The 14405-nt window shown below is 59.7% G+C and carries 13 protein-coding genes and 1 pseudogene; 3 read left to right on the forward strand and 11 right to left on the reverse strand.

What is annotated here, in order from left to right; translation table 11 throughout:
* Positions 1 to 112 precede the first annotated feature (112 nt).
* Entirely contained in the window at positions 113 to 1447 is a 1335-nt protein-coding gene (locus tag ACMXYH_RS28400; protein WP_129441001.1) for a DEAD/DEAH box helicase, read from the reverse strand.
* A 65-nt stretch (positions 1448 to 1512) separates the two neighbouring features.
* Entirely contained in the window at positions 1513 to 2439 is a 927-nt protein-coding gene (gene yedA, locus ACMXYH_RS28405) for a drug/metabolite exporter YedA (RefSeq protein WP_415765628.1), read from the reverse strand.
* Between the two features lie 162 nt (positions 2440 to 2601).
* On the opposite strand from yedA, the gene ACMXYH_RS28410 reads away from it, so the two are divergent.
* Positions 2602 to 3054: an Lrp/AsnC family transcriptional regulator gene (locus tag ACMXYH_RS28410; RefSeq protein WP_415765629.1), complete on the forward strand. Its 453-nt coding sequence runs from the start codon at positions 2602 to 2604 to the stop codon at positions 3052 to 3054.
* A 138-nt stretch (positions 3055 to 3192) separates the two neighbouring features.
* Here the strand turns inward: ACMXYH_RS28410 and ACMXYH_RS28415 are convergent, their stop codons facing one another.
* From ACMXYH_RS28415 to ACMXYH_RS28430, 4 genes are all read right to left on the reverse strand, one after another.
* The gene (locus ACMXYH_RS28415; protein WP_415765630.1) at positions 3193 to 3717 is read right to left on the reverse strand and encodes a BRO-N domain-containing protein; all 525 of its coding nucleotides are present in this window, start codon (positions 3715 to 3717) and stop codon (positions 3193 to 3195) included.
* Between the two features lie 526 nt (positions 3718 to 4243).
* Positions 4244 to 4855: a 3'-5' exonuclease gene (locus tag ACMXYH_RS28420; RefSeq protein WP_046048736.1), complete on the reverse strand. Its 612-nt coding sequence runs from the start codon at positions 4853 to 4855 to the stop codon at positions 4244 to 4246.
* Between the two features lie 22 nt (positions 4856 to 4877).
* Complete coding sequence (locus tag ACMXYH_RS28425) at positions 4878 to 5357, reverse strand: NYN domain-containing protein (protein WP_010467410.1); 480 nt, start codon at positions 5355 to 5357, stop codon at positions 4878 to 4880.
* A gap of 137 nt (positions 5358 to 5494) precedes the next feature.
* The gene (locus ACMXYH_RS28430) at positions 5495 to 6250 is read right to left on the reverse strand and encodes a DUF2076 domain-containing protein (RefSeq protein WP_415765631.1); all 756 of its coding nucleotides are present in this window, start codon (positions 6248 to 6250) and stop codon (positions 5495 to 5497) included.
* 178 nt (positions 6251 to 6428) lie between these two features.
* On the opposite strand from ACMXYH_RS28430, the gene ACMXYH_RS28435 reads away from it, so the two are divergent.
* Positions 6429 to 7103, forward strand: coding sequence for a YciC family protein (locus ACMXYH_RS28435; protein WP_415765632.1), 675 nt, complete (start codon positions 6429 to 6431; stop codon positions 7101 to 7103).
* A 399-nt stretch (positions 7104 to 7502) separates the two neighbouring features.
* Here ACMXYH_RS28435 and ACMXYH_RS28440 read toward each other — a convergent pair.
* A pseudogene (locus ACMXYH_RS28440) lies at positions 7503 to 8602 on the reverse strand (IS110 family transposase).
* A 192-nt stretch (positions 8603 to 8794) separates the two neighbouring features.
* Here ACMXYH_RS28440 and ACMXYH_RS28445 point away from each other — a divergent pair.
* Positions 8795 to 9874: an endonuclease/exonuclease/phosphatase family protein gene (locus ACMXYH_RS28445; protein ID WP_415765633.1), complete on the forward strand. Its 1080-nt coding sequence runs from the start codon at positions 8795 to 8797 to the stop codon at positions 9872 to 9874.
* A gap of 124 nt (positions 9875 to 9998) precedes the next feature.
* Here ACMXYH_RS28445 and ACMXYH_RS28450 read toward each other — a convergent pair whose 3' ends face one another.
* The 4 genes from ACMXYH_RS28450 to ACMXYH_RS28465 all read right to left on the reverse strand — a co-directional run bounded on the left by ACMXYH_RS28450 (position 9999) and on the right by ACMXYH_RS28465 (position 14391).
* Positions 9999 to 10835 carry an ABC transporter ATP-binding protein gene (locus ACMXYH_RS28450; protein WP_046048732.1) on the reverse strand — a complete coding sequence of 279 codons (837 nt, stop codon included), beginning with the start codon at positions 10833 to 10835 and terminating at the stop codon, positions 9999 to 10001.
* Positions 10823 to 11626: an ABC transporter permease gene (locus tag ACMXYH_RS28455; RefSeq protein ID WP_415765634.1), complete on the reverse strand. Its 804-nt coding sequence runs from the start codon at positions 11624 to 11626 to the stop codon at positions 10823 to 10825. The genes ACMXYH_RS28450 and ACMXYH_RS28455 overlap by 13 nt, the downstream gene beginning before the upstream one ends.
* A gap of 9 nt (positions 11627 to 11635) precedes the next feature.
* Positions 11636 to 12622, reverse strand: a complete 987-nt coding sequence (locus ACMXYH_RS28460) for an ABC transporter substrate-binding protein (protein ID WP_415765635.1) — start codon at positions 12620 to 12622, stop codon at positions 11636 to 11638.
* 398 nt (positions 12623 to 13020) lie between these two features.
* Positions 13021 to 14391, reverse strand: a complete 1371-nt coding sequence (locus ACMXYH_RS28465; protein ID WP_415765636.1) for an aspartate aminotransferase family protein — start codon at positions 14389 to 14391, stop codon at positions 13021 to 13023.
* Positions 14392 to 14405: the final 14 nt, after the last annotated feature.

Genomic DNA, 14405 nt, shown 5'->3' on the forward strand with positions numbered 1-14405 from the left:
CGCCGCTCCCACATTCGACCGAGTTCTTCCAGAAAGAATGCAGTTAATGTGGGAGCGGCGGTGCGGCGATCCGACTTGCTCGCGAAGGCGGCCTAACAGACGTCGCGTGTTTTCAAGGCTTCTTCTTACGCGGCCCGGTATTGAACACTGGCACCTTCCGCACAGGCTTGATCGAAGGCTCCGGCGCCGACGCATCACCGCTCTCAACCCACTTGCCCAGATTGCGTTTACCGCCACTGGAGGTCTTCGGCTTCTTCGGTTTTTTCGGCTTCTTGACGACCTGACCGCTGGCATCGGTATCCGGCACCCGGTGCTCAGGCTCGAAGTCATGTTCCATCTGACGAGGCAATGTCTGACGGGTCAACGTCTCGATGGCCGACAGCAGATTCACTTCATCGGCGCAGACCAGCGAAATCGCCTGCCCGGATGCACCCGCGCGTCCGGTACGACCGATCCGGTGGATGTAGTCCTCAGCCACGATCGGCAGGTCGAAGTTGACCACCAATGGCAAATCTTCGATATCCAGACCACGGGCCGCAACGTCGGTGGCCACAAGAATCTGCACTTCACTGGCCTTGAAACGGTCCAGTGCACGCTGGCGGGTTGCCTGAGGTTTGTCGCCGTGGATGCCGTCGGCATTGATGCCCAGGCCCTGAAGCTTTTCCACCAGTGCGTCTACGCCGTTGCGGGTCTTGGCGAACACCAGCACCTGCTTCCACTTGCCCTTGCGCAGCAAATGGATGAACAGTTCCGGCTTGCGCTTCTTGTCGACCGTCACCACCCATTGCTTGACGGTGTTGGCGGCCACGTTGCGCGGGCTGACTTCGATGCTCAGTGGATCGTTGAGCATTTGTCCGGCCAGCAAGCGGATCGCGTCGGAGAAAGTCGCGGAGAACAATAGCGTCTGACGTTGCTTGGGCAACACGCGGTAGATATTCCCCAGTTCCTCGGAAAAGCCCAGGTCGAGCATGCGGTCGGCTTCGTCGAGGATCAGGGTTTGCAGCTGATTGAACTTGAGGGCCTTCTGGCGATACAGGTCGAGCAAACGACCCGGTGTCGCCACCAGCACGTCAACACCCTTGCGCAGCTTCATCATTTGCGGGTTGATGCTGACGCCGCCGTACACCGCGTAAGTGCTCAACGGCAGGTTCTCGGCGTACTGACGCACGGCTTCGTGAACCTGTTCGGCCAATTCGCGGGTCGGCACCAGGATCAGTGCGCGCACCGAGTTAGACGCCACTTTCGGCCCTTCCATGGCCAGCAATTGCAGGAGCGGCAGCGCGAAGCCGGCGGTCTTGCCAGTCCCGGTCTGGGCGGCGGCCATCAGGTCGCGACCGGCCAGCACCGCCGGAATGGCTTGCGCCTGAACCGGCGTCGGGGTCTGGTAGCCGAGCGTCTCGAGAGAGCGCAGCAAGGGTTCGATCAGGCCAAGGGTGGCGAAAGTCATGGGATTACCGTAGGAAAATTCAGCGCAGTTGTGCAAAACGAGTGTGCAATGGCGCGCAGTTTACCCTAATTCACACGGGATTCTGTCGGCACCGCTACGGCAGGTTGAACGGGAGTTCGACGCCACTGCGGCAACCCGATCAACACCACGGCACTGATGATCACCAGCATCGCCAGTCCTTCTTCAATACCAATGGTCTCACCGACAAACACGATCCCCAGCAACACCGCCACAGCCGGGTTGACGTAGGCATAACTGGTGGCCGCCGCCGGCCGCACGTTTTTCAACAGATACATATAAGCGTTGAAAGCGATGATCGAGCCAAAGAAAGTCAGATAAGCCAGGGCCGCCCAACCTTCGATCGGCGGCATGGCTTCCAGATGCTCACCACTCAGTGCACTGCCGATCAACAGGACCACGCCGCCCACCAGCATTTCCACAGCGCTGGCCATCGCGCCCTGGGGCAGCGGCAGGTGTTTGCTCCACACCGAACCGAAGGCCCAGGAAGCTGCCGCGAAAATCAGCAATAAGGCGCCCAGCGGGCTCGATTGCAGGTTGGAACCGAGGTTGAGCATGGCAATGCCGATCAGCCCGAGCACAATCCCGGCCCATTCGAGACGGGTATTACGCGCGCCCCAGAAATATCCGCAGAGCAAGGTAAACAGCGGCACCGTCGCCACCGCCAACGCAGCCACACCCGAGGCGACGCCCATGTGTTCGGCCACGCTCACCCCGCCGTTACCGCATGCCAGCAGCAAAATCCCGATGATCCCGGCGGCTTTCCACTGCGCCCAGGTCGGTGCCGGCGCCCCGCGCCAACGCAGGAACGCATACATCAACGTCCCGGCGATCACGAAGCGGATACCGGCGAGCAGCAACGGCGGCCAGTACTCCACGCCGATGCGAATCACCAGGTAAGTCGAGCCCCAAATCACGTACAACGCGAAAAAGGCAGCGATCAACGGTAAGGGAAAACGACGTAAGCCAGGCATGGGGCAGCTCGTAGGCAAGACAAGTGAACAGCTATTCTAGAAAGGCCAGCGGCGTAAAATAAGTTACAAAACCTGTTTATAGCGCCAGTACACTTTTCAAAACACGGAGATCTGCGTCATAAACCGTGTTTTCGAAAGTCAGTCATTTTCAGGAGTACGACGATGGACAAATACGACCGCATGCTCCTCAGCGCCCTGTTGGAAAACGGTCGTGCGTCCTACGCCGACCTGGCGCGCAAAGTGAACCTGTCCGCTCCGGCCGTGGCCGAGCGCGTGGCCAAACTGGAAGCCTGCGGGGTGATCACCGGTTACCAGGCGAAAGTCGACATGGCCAAGCTTGGCTTGCCGATCCAGTGCGTGATCGAACTGCGTTTGAACCAGCACGGTAATCAGAAGGCCTACGACGACCTGATCAAAATCCCGCAACTGACCGAGTGCCACCGGGTGACGGGCGATCCGTGCGTGATCATGCAAGCGGCCGTGGGTTCGATGCCGGAGCTGGAAGAGTTGATCAACCGGATCGCCAAATTCGGGTTCAGCAAGACGTCGATTGTGCTGTCGAGCGCGATAGAGAAGCGCGTGCCGTTGGGGCAGTTGGAAGGAAAATCAATCTAATGCCACAGGAGATCTAATGTGTGCGCGGGCTTGCTCGCGAAGGCGGTGTGTCAGTCAACATCAATGTTGAAAGATAAATCGCTTTCGTCGGAACGCCGCCCGGAGCAAGCCCGCTCCCACAGGGGATTTGCGGTGTGATCAGATTCCGCGAACACCGCTGTATCCCGCGCCCAACAAACACGGCATATCTTTTAAACGAACCCATGGTTCCGTCCGCCAATGCAGCAGACTCAACGTGCCTCCTGCCCATTCCATCAAGCGCAAACTCGGCGCCTGATTCGAAGCAACCCCGCCACTGTCCCGCAGCATCGGCACCACGTGATGGGTCAGCCAACGCCGCAGATTCCGGTTCTCCGGGCAGTAGTGATAGACCAGCATCGCGTATACACCGGACTCACTCAGCATCAATGTCTCTTGAGGTTCGTCGCTTCCGGACAAACACACCATCCGACGTTGATCGGCGTCGAGCTTGAGGGCTTGCCGGCCGTTTATATCCACGCCCATTAACCGGCCGATATCGCGGGCGCAGAACCACGCCTCAGCATGCAGTAACAGTGCTCGCAGCTGGATGTGGTGACGGATGAATGTTTTGGGGATGAAGTGAGCTGCGCTCGCAACTGATTGCGCAGAGTCTTCAGGGGGATTGGGGGTAACTTTGATCATGGCGAATCTCCTGAGAAAGTGGGAGCTGCCAGCATCACTTGCAGATGATGGGTGGCAGCTATGCGCGGGTCTGCAAGACCGAGTAGGAGACCACCCCGGCAGACCCGAAGGTCTCCCGCACACAGCTACCATAAATCGATGGTCGCTCATTAAAGCGACGCGATTATAGGTGCGCCGGTGGTCTCATAACAAACTGTCGGCGGGCTTGCAGACCCGGTCGCTGAATTGGCAGCGACGTTGGAGAGGTTATCGATGCCACAGGTACGGGGCAAGACGGACAAATTCCTAATATTGGGTAGGAGCGATCGTCACATCAGAGTCATCGTTAAACACCCTATAAACCTGCATCGCGAGCGCGTGCCGTCGGGGGATGTGAAAGGAAAAATGGTTCTTCTGTAGGAGCTGTCGAGTGAAACGAGGCTGCGATCTTTTGACTTTGCTTTGTAAGAAACAAGATCAAAAGATCGCAGCCTCGTTTCACTCGACAGCTCCTACGGGTGTCAGGGTGTTCGGGGGTGCGGTGTTTTCAGAACCCGCGATGGCGCTTCAGATGCTCATTGATCTTCGCCGCCGGCACTTTCTGCAAGCTCACCAACAGATCATGCGACAGCTCCCGCAACCCGTGCTTCTGCCGCAGTTCCTGGGCAAGGTGCGCCGTCAGGTTGGCGGCCATCTCGGCATCGGCCATGGCCCGGTGAGCTTTACCGGTGTGGGGCAGGTTGGCGAACGTGGTGAGGGTGCCGAGTTTGTGGTTCGGCGCGGCGGGCATCAAACGGCGGGCGAGTAGCAGCGAGCAGGCAAAGTTCTGCAAGCGTGTGCGCTTGATGCGACCGAGCTCAAAGTCCCAGAACTTCTGGTCAAACGCGGCGTTGTGCGCCAGCAGCGGTGTGATGCCGACGAATTCGTTGACCTCATTCATCACCTGCTCGGCCGATGGCGCAGTGCGCAGCATGGCGTTGCTGATGCCGGTGAGTTGCTCGATGAAGGCCGGGACGCGCACGCCGGCATTCATCAGGCTTTGGTAACGCTCGACGATGCGCCCCTGTTCAAGGATCACCACGGCAATTTCCGTGGCCCGGCAGCTGCTGCTCGGGGAGATCCCGGTGGTTTCAAAGTCGATGACTGCTATGCGTTCCAAACCTGTTTCAACTCCGTAAAAATCAGTTCTTGAGCAGCAACGCGCCTTCGATCGGCACGTAGCGGCTGGCGGCGCGGATCAGCGAGTTGGCCGTCAGGCCCGGCACGCCGTAGGCCACGGCTTGCACCCCGTGCTTGGTGATGATGCGCTCCAGCAACATGTCGAAATCACCGTCACCGGAGGCCAGCACCACTTCGTCGACATGATCGGCGGCGTCCATGATGTCGAGGGTGATGCCCACGTCCCAGTCACCTTTGGCCGAACCATCGCTGCGCTGGATGTAGGGCTTGAGCTTCACAATGAAGCCGAGGTTGCGCAGGATCTGCTGGAATTGCTGTTGTTTGCTGTCGCCGCGATCGATCGCGTAGGCATAGGCCTCGACGATCTCGCCCTGTTTGCTGATATCAGCCCACAGCGCGGCATAGTTGAAATGGCAACCATAGGCCTGACGCACGGTGTAATAGAGGTTCTGGACATCGGCGAACACTGCGATTTTTTTCACCGGTCATCCTCGTTGGCGCGCCGGAGCGCGGGCAGGATCAGGCACCAGGCCCGAAAAGTTGCCCAGTATGCCAGCCTGAAGGATTGTTCCGCGAATAATCGGCCCGAAGCGCCGCAGCGCTCCGGACGAATGGCGTATCAGACGAAGGAATCGTCGTCGCCGCCGAAGAACGATGAGCTGTCATCGCTGTAGTCGGCGTCGGTGAAACCGCCCTGATCATAGGAGTTGTCAGCCACGCGCTGATCGTCGCCCGAGCCGTTATCACCACTCTGATCGTTGACCTGAGCCGGTTCTTCCTTGATGACCTCAACCACTTCCGGCTGCTGATTGTGATGGAACAGGCTGCTGATGCCTTGCGCCAGCATCACACCACCGGCCACGCCGGCGGCAGTTTTCAGCGCACCACCGAGGAAGCTGCTGCCGGCAGGCTGTTGCGGGGCATAATTCTGCTGAGGCGGCGCTGCACCGAAGTTTTGCTGAGGTGGCTGCGAGTTGAACGACGGCCGCGCCGGTTCACGCCAGCCGCCACCGCTCGATGCGGGTGGACTTTGGGTCGGCGCTGGCTGCGGATCACGGGAACCGCCGCCGAAAATGCTCGACAGGAAGCCACCACTGCTCGGCGCTGCAGCAGCCGGCTGAGCTTTGGCCTGTTGCAGTTCGGCCTGCAATTGCTGGACTTGCCGGGCGAGCTGTTTGTTTTGTTCGTCGAGGCTCTTGATGGCAGCCTCTTGCACCAGAATCGCCTGGGTCATGAAATAGCCTGCCGCGGGCTGGCGAGTCAGGTGTTCCTTGATCCGCGCCTCGGCCTGGGCGTCGCGCGGGGCTGAGTCCGTTTCGGCCTGTTGCAGCCGGGAAAACAGTCCATCGATCAGGGTTTGTTCTTCGCTGTTCATGGCGACCTCGTAGATTGCCGGGAATATCGTCGCCCTTATCCACTGTGGATAAGGTGCTCATCCGTAATGGAGGCTGATACAGGATGTTTCAATGGTCTTTACCGAACGTTTACGTTTGCGCCCCAAAGCGCTTCATCGGTTAAAGTGGGCCACTGCTTCCAACCTGCGATACCGACTGATGAATTCGTTCGATGTACTGCGTGACTCTCTGTATTTCTTCAAGCGCAATCTGGGCCAGATCGTGCGGCTGTGCCTGCCGCTGGTGATCTTTGAGGCGCTGTTGCAACAAGTGGTCGACCACTCCACAGAGCCGGACAGCTTTCCCGGCATCAGTGTGATAGTCGGCTTGCTGGTTTATCCGCTTTACACCGCCGCGCTGATTCTGTTTCTCGATGCCCGTAGCCGCGGCGAATCGCCGCGCAATCGCGACCTGCTGGCGAGGGCCGCCTACCTGTGGCCGCGCTTCGCCTTGCTCACCGCGCTCAACACCCTGCTGATCCTGATCGGCCTGTCGCTGTATTTCCTGCCGGGCATCTGGCTGATGGTGACCCTGGCATTTGGCGAGTACCTGCTGGTGCTGCGCGGCCTGGCTCCACTGGCGGCAATGAAGGAAAGCCTGCGCCTGACCCGCGGCAACTTCCTGCGCATTCTGGTGTGCATTCTGTGTGTGATGGGCCCGTTGTGGGTGCTCAAGGGCGCGACGCTTGCGGTCTACCCGGAACCGCAGAACCCGGTGATTTCCCTGCTGATCGACAGCGCCCACAGCTTCCTGCAATTGTTCGTCAGCGTGGTGCTGTTCCGCCTGTTCATGCTGATCGACGAGGTGCCCGAGAAAATTGATCGACCTCTTTGAAGAACAACGCGCCCCCCTTGTAGCAGCTGGCGAAGCCTGCGTTCGGCTGCGCAGCAGTCGTAAAATCAGTGCTCACGGTGCATCAGGCAAACCGCGTGCGCCGAATTGACGACTGCTTCGCAGCCGAACGCAGGCTTCGCCAGCTGCTATGTATGGACTCGCCCCCGCGTTCAACCCGCTTTTGAACACTGCTACCCGGTTGCATCTATGTATGAGGCCTGTTCGAGGAAGCCTTCAACGGCTTCTGGCCAACATTGGGTAAGCTCGCGGTATGCCGATTACAGTAAGGCCTCAAGGGCCAGTAGCAGCTTAGGCATCAATCCGCGACGGTCTGACCTGGGGTCAATGTTCTTAGCATGGGTTGGAGCGGCTTAACGCCCCGGTGGCAGAACTCTGTTATCAGTGACTCATCGCAGCCTCCTGGTCAGTGCCCGGCTGGCGACGATAAGTCTGGTCGTTTTGCAGTAGCACCCAGAGGATGCGCAGGTTGCGGTTGGCCAATCGCACCGCCGCCTCCTTGCGACCCAGACGGGATATCCAACGCAGGAGACGTTGGTCGTCCGGCTGCTGTGAATCTGGTCGTAGCTGTCTTAAAACGGCGTGGGCACCTTGGATCGTCAGACTGCGCAAGTAAGCATCGCCATGCTTGCTCATCTTGCCCAGCCGGACCTTCTCCCCGCTGCTGTGCTGACTGGGCACCAACCCGAAGTAGGCGGCGAACAAGCGGCGTTGGCAAAGCGTTCAGGCTCGGTCTGCTTGGCCAACAGCGCCGTGGCGATGATCGGGCCAACACCGCGCACCGTCATCAGCCGCTTAGCCGTCTCGTCCGCCTTCGCGGCTGTTTCCAGCCGACCGGTCAGCACGTTGACGCGTTCGCCCAGTTGACTCCATTCGCCCAGCAGTTCGGCGATCAGTTCGCGCAGCAAATCGGGCAACGGTTGGGTGGCATCTTCCAGTACCCGAGGCACGAGCTGGCTGATCGCTATTTCACCCTGCGCCATAGCCACACCGTGTTCCAGCAGTAAACCGCGCATCTGATTGCCGACCGCAGTGCGTCGGCGTACATATCCCTGCCGGGCCCTGTGCAGAGCCTGCATCGCCAGCGCCGCTGCACTCTTGAGCGGTACGGCTGAGACCTTGCTATCGCGGCCTGCGCGCAAGATAGCCAATGCATCGTTGCGATCATTTTTCGGGCCGCTGCGATGATTGGCAACATGCTGGGCCGGCAGGATGCGGACTGGATTACCCTGCGTTTGCAGCAATCGCGCCCATGCCTGAGCGCCTGGCCCGGTTTCCACCAACACCGTCACGCTCGCTGGAAGCTTATGAAGAAATGCCTGAAAGGCCTCACGTGACTTGATTCGATCCTCGAACAACACCTGACCGAGGGCATCCTCCCCGGCCAGCTGAAAGACTCTTTTGGCAAGATCCACCGCAACTGTGGTGCATGCCGCCGCCTCGGCTGACAAAGACTGGTTGATCGTCGTATGCTTTTTCATGGCCTCGCCCTCGCTGTCGTTGGCTTCTATAAGAATGCCACCGTGGCGCGCAGACGCCTCGGCTTGGGCGAGTCCATCCAATTACAGGGATATCGTTACGGCTAATTGATGGGCAGGCCGTTTCACCCTTGGGATTAAACCCGACGCTCGGTTATGCTCGGGCTCAACTTTTGTAACGCTATAAGCCGAGCCATGACCCGTCTACTGCGCTACACCCTGCTGGGCCTGTTGATCGTGACCGGCCTGATTGCCTTGCTGATCTACAACCTGACCTGGCGCCCCGAAGTCAAGGAAGCCTTACCGGTCAGTTGCAACGCCCAGGCACCGACGCTGGTGCCCGGTCAGGCGCTGAAGGTGATGACCTGGAACGTCCAGTACCTGGCGGGAAAACGCTACGTATTCTGGAATGACCTCGCGGCCGGCAATGACGAAAAACCCACTCCCGAAGACATGGCCTTCAGCCTCGATGAAGTGGCCCGGGTGATCCGCGACGAGCAACCGGACGTCGTGCTGTTGCAAGAGCTCGATGACGGCGCCAAGGCCAGCGATTACCAAAACCAGTTCAAGCTGCTTCAGGAGCGAGTCGCGGACCTGTATCCGTGCAGCGCTCACGCCTTCGACTGGAAAGCCGACTTCGTGCCTGAGCCGCACATTTTCGGCAGCGTCGGCCGGCAACTGGCCACCCTCAGCCGCTACCAGATCGAACATGCCGAACGCCTGCAGTTGCCGATCGCACCGACCAATTTCATCAGCCGTCAGTTCAAACCGAAAAACGCCTTGTTGGTCACCTATCTGCCCTTGAACGACGGCAGTCAGATAGCGGTGTTCAACACCCAGCTGGACCGCGTCATCCAGCCTGACGAAACGCTGCAATCTCAGGTAACGGCGGTCACCAAAGTCCTCGACAAGCTCGAAAGCCGCGGCACGTTGTGGTTGATCGGTGGGGACTTTAACCTGTTGCCGCTGGGGCAATATCGACGCCTACCCGACGAGCAACGCACGCCCTACTCCGCCGACAGCGCGCTGCATGTGCTGTGGGACAAATACCCGATGATCCCGACCAACAACGAAGCCAGCGGCATCGACCGGGCACGGTGGCTGACTCATTACCCGAATGATCCGGGCTTGAACGGCCCGGACCGGACTGTCGACTACCTGTTCTACAGTCCGCGGATCAAACGGGTCGAGGCGACGGTGAGACAGGACGATACCTTGCGGATCTCCGATCACTTGCCGGTGATCGCAAGGTTCCTGCTGCCGGCAGCACCTTAACCTCGGTTAAACGCAAAACCTGTGGGAGCGAGCTTGCTCGCGATGGCGTCGTGTCAGGCGAAATCAATGCTAAATGACACACCGCTTTCGCGAGCAAGCCCGCTCCCACAGGGATTGTGTAGGCTCAATGCTCCTCCTCCAGCTCGTCGTGCAATAACCCGAAGATCTTGCGCTTCATGTCGATGAACGAGCGCTCCATGACCATGTCCAGGGTCCGTGGGCGTTCGATCGGCACGTCCAGAATCTGCTTGATCCGCCCCGGCCGTGCGCCCATCACGTAGACCCGGTCGCCCAGCAGAATCGCCTCGTCGATATCGTGGGTCACGAACAACACAGTCTTCTTGCTGTTGCCCCAGACCCGCAATAACAGCTGCTGCATTTGCAGACGCGTCTGGCTGTCGAGCGCGCCGAAGGGCTCGTCCATGAGCAGGATTTGCGGGTCATTGGCCAACGCTCGAGCAATCGCCACGCGCTGCATCATGCCGCCGGACAGCTGCTTGGCGTAGTTGTCGGCGAACCCGGTCAGGCCGACTTCATTGACGTAGTAATCGACGATCTCCTTGCGCTGGGCGGCGGCCATACCGCGACGCTTGAGGCCGAACTCGACGTTCTGCCGCACCGTCAGCCACGGGAACAGCGTATAGCTCTGGAACACCATGCCGCGATCCGCACCCGGCCCTTGAACTTGCTGGCCACCGACGTAGATCTCGCCTTCCGTGGGCTCATTCAATCCGGCGGTGAGGTACAGCAAACTCGACTTGCCGCACCCCGAAGGCCCCACCAGTACAGCGAATTGCTGATCCGGCACTTCGAACGACACCTGATCCAGCGCGGTGAACACTCCACCATCGGGCTTTTGATAGCGAAGACTGACCTTGTCCACTTGCAGCCGTGGCGCGGCGTGCACCGGGGCGGCCTGTGGCGTGACGAAACGAGGGTTGACGGCGCTTACTGAGCCCATGCGGCGATCCTCAGACGGAGAAAACGGAACAGTTGATCGGTGACCAGGCCCAACAGACCGATGATCGCGATTGCCAGGAAAATCACATCCACCTGAAAGCCGCGCATGGCTTTTAGGCTCAGATAGCCCAGGCCACTGGAAGCCGCGACCAGCTCGGCGACCACCAGGTAAGTCCAGGCCCAGCCCATGGTCACGCGCAAGGTGTCGAGCACACCCGGCAACGACGCCGGGGCGATCACATGCAACACCGCATCGCGGCGGGTCGAACCCAGGGTGTAAGACGCGTTGATCAGGTCCTTGGAGATGCCTTTGGACACGTCCGCGATCATCACCAGTTGCTGGAAAAACACACCGAAGATGATCACCGAGACCCGCTGTTCCAGACCGATGCCGATCCACAAAATGAACAGCGGCACGAACGACGTCACCGGCAGGTAGCGGATGAAATTGACCATCGGCTCAAGGAACGCCTGGACGATACGGAAGCTGCCCATCAGCAACCCCAACGGCACCGCCACCAGCGACGACACGATGAAACCGACCATCACCACTTCGAGGCTGGCCCACACATGCAGGCCGAGCGTGCCGTCGCGGCTCAGGCGCACGGCGGCCTCGACCACCGCGCCCGGTGTCGGCAGGAACATGCCCGGCACCACGCCACCGTAAGACAAACCGGCCCACAGGCCGACCAACAACACCCAGGCCAGACCGCTCGCGCTCCAAATCACCGACACCGGCAAACCGGTCTTGGGCGTGATGCAGCGGCTCAGCCATAAATTGCGCTTGAACATGCAAACCTCCTAGAGCGGGCTGACGAAGCGGTTGTCGATCAGGTCGTCATTGCTGACGTTGTAGGGTTTGCCCTGCAATTCGCTGGCGGTCTCGTTGGCCAGTTTGATCAGCGGTTCGCTGTCACCCGGTTTGCCCGGCGAGCCAAGAAGTTTTTCGCTCATGGCCTGATCGTAGAAACGCACGCCTTGCGCGGCTGCGGCCAATTCCTTCGGATCGGCGAGGTAACCGCCAACGCCTTTGGCCATGATTTTGTAGGCTTGCTCCGGGTGATCCTTGGTGTACTGGACCGCCTTGTACAGACCGGCCACCAACGCCTTGACGTCTTCCGGCTGTTTCTCGATGACCGTGCAGTTGAGCGCGACCACGTCGACAATCACACCCGGCGTGCTACTGCTGTCGATCAGCACCTTGCCTTGTTGCTTGCTGCGAACCATCGACAGGTGCGGTTCCCAGGTCACCGCGGCAGGCACGCGACCGGCGATGAACGCGGTGGCGGCGTCGTCAGCCGTCATGTTCTGCACGGTGATGTCGCTCATTTTCATGCCGTGTTTTTTCAGCAGGTAGGACAACCAGAACTGCGAGGTCGAACCTTCGTTCACCGCCACGGCCTTGCCCTTCAGCTCCTGCAGACTCTTGACGTCCTTGCCGACCAAAACACCGTCGCCACCATGGCTGTCATCCAGTGCGGCCACTGCTTTGAAGCAGAATTGCGGACGGTACTTGAGCACTTCGTCGATGGTCGACGCCGAGCCCGACAATTCGCCCGAGGCCTGCGCGGCCATGTACATCGAAGCCTCTTCGACGACAGGCAATTCGACGGTCAAACCGTTTTCCTTGAAGTAGCCCAGATCCTGAGCCAGGTAGAGCGTGCCGTAACCGACCCACGTGGTGTGGCCGATAGAGAGGGTGCCGGCCTGGGCGCTGGTGGCGACCGTCGCGGCGATGGCGGTGATCGCCAGTGGATGTGCGAAGCGGGTTAGCAAGGACTTGATCATGGAGCACTCCCAAAGCTGTTGATTTAGTTTTGTCATGGGCAGTACGGCCAGCGGCCATGGAGAAGAGCTGCCACCTGAGGTCTCTGATGGACCTTTCGGTGAGCAGCGTTTGGCTGACTGGCGAGGTCGATGTTGGCCCAAGGCGGGGAATAGGAAAATTAGGAAATATGTCGATGGGAGTGATGAAAAAACTGGGTAGCGTGCGCTGTAAAAGGGCGCTGCGGGCGGGGGTGCACGGGGTGGGTGCAAACAGTGAAAGGTGTGTTGAATGAACTATCGCATTCGCGAGCAAGCCCGCTCCCACATTTGATCAGTGTCGTGCACAAACTCTGTGACCGACATAGATCAACTGTGGGAGCGGGCTTGCTCGCGAAGAGGTCTGGAAGAGCGCTACAAGATCAGAGCCGACCGTATTCCTGCGCAGTACGATCGACCGCTTTCAGGGTTTTGCCAATCAGCTCATCAACCTCTTCACGACTGGCAATCAACGCCGGCGCCATGATCATCCGCCCCAGCGTCGAGCGAATAATCACCCCCTCCTCAAATCCAATCGTGCGACAACGCCAGGCGATGTCGCCTTCATTGGCAAAGCGCTTGCGACTGGTTTTGTCCTCCGCCAATTGCAGCGCTGCCACCATGCCGACACCCTGAATATCGCCCACCAACGGGTGATTGCCGAACACCTCGCGCAAACACTGTTGCAGGTACGGCCCGATGTCATCCTTGACCCGCGTCACCACCCCTTCATCGCGCAATGCCGTGAGATTGGCAATCGCCACCGCGGCTGCCACCGGGTGCCCGGAGTAGGTCAAGCCGTGGGCAAACACCCCGCCCTGCTCCACCAATACCTGAGCCATTTTCTTCGACAGAATCAGTCCACCCATGGGGATGTAACCGGAGGTCAAACCCTTGGCGATCGACAGCGTGTCCGGCTCGAAACCGAAGTGCTCGTGGGCGAACCATTCACCGGTACGACCGAAGCCGCCGATCACTTCGTCGGCGCACAACAGCACATCGTACTTGCGGCAGATCCGCTGAATTTCTGGCCAGTAACTCTCGGGTGGAAAGATCATCCCGCCGGCGCCCTGGAACGGTTCGGCGATAAACCCTGCGACCTTGTCCGCGCCCAGTTCGAGAATCTTCGCTTCCAATTGCTGCGCCGCCCGCAGGCCAAATTCAGCCGGAGTCAGGTTGCCCTCGTGGGCGAAAAAGTACGGTTCATCGATGTGTTCGATGTCCGGAATCATGCCGCCCATTTCGTGCATGAACTTCATGCCACCGAGCGCCGTCGCTGCCAGGGTCGAGCCGTGATAACCGTTCCAGCGACCTATCATGACTTTCTTCTCGGGCTTGCCGAGGATCGTCCAGTAACGCCGTACGGTGCGGATCAGCACCTCGTTGGCCTCGGAGCCGGAGTTGGTGTAGATCGCGTGGCTATAGTGCCCCGGCAACAGGCTGAACAGCAGCTCCGACAGCTCGATCACCTGCGGGTGGGTGGTGTGGAAAAACATGTTGTAGTACGGCAATTGCTCCAGTTGCCGGGACGCCGCAGCGGCCAGGTCCTTGCGCCCGTAACCGAGGTTGGTGCACCACAGCCCGGACATGCCGTCGAGGTAACGCCGACCATCGTTGTCCCACAGGTGCAGGCGCTCGCCACGGATCATCACCCGAGGCCCTTCATCGTTGAGCGCTTTTTGATCGACGAATGCGTGGATGTGGTGCGCAGCGTCGGCGGCCTGGTAGTCGCGGGTTTCACGTGGTGTGGTCATCGCCAGTTCTCCGT

The sequence above is a fragment of the Pseudomonas frigoris genome (assembly GCF_047758635.1).
Lineage (GTDB): Bacteria > Pseudomonadota > Gammaproteobacteria > Pseudomonadales > Pseudomonadaceae > Aquipseudomonas > Aquipseudomonas frigoris.